The 315-nt window shown below is 44.4% G+C and carries 1 protein-coding gene; it reads right to left on the minus strand.

The window, feature by feature from the left end; all coding sequences use genetic code 11:
- Window positions 1-315, minus strand: a 315-nt coding sequence (locus QN347_RS19660) for a SurA N-terminal domain-containing protein (protein WP_323494374.1), incomplete at both ends; no start/stop codon positions are given.

Below are 315 nucleotides of genomic sequence, written 5' to 3' on the forward strand. Positions count from 1 at the left end.
GATCGACTCAGGAATTTCAAATTGTGCAGCATTTTTTTCGTAGTACGCTTTTAAGGCTTCATCAGTAATTTTTACTTGAGCAGCAAAATCACCTGATTGGAAATTCAAAGCCTGGACTTCACGCTCTTGCTCATTGATCGCAGAAAAACGCTCGGCAACTGTCTTAGGTACAAACGCAGTTCCCTGCACTGCCGTCAACAACTGCTGCAAAGACATATCTTGACGCAAACGCTCCTGATACATCATCGGCGTCATACCTTGCGCCGCCAATAGTGTTTTGTATCTCTCATTGTCAAAACTACCGTCGGCTTTGGT

This window comes from Sphingomonas sp. 10B4 (assembly GCF_035019905.1).
In the GTDB taxonomy this organism is placed as follows: Bacteria; Pseudomonadota; Alphaproteobacteria; order Sphingomonadales; family Sphingomonadaceae; genus Sphingomonas; species Sphingomonas glacialis.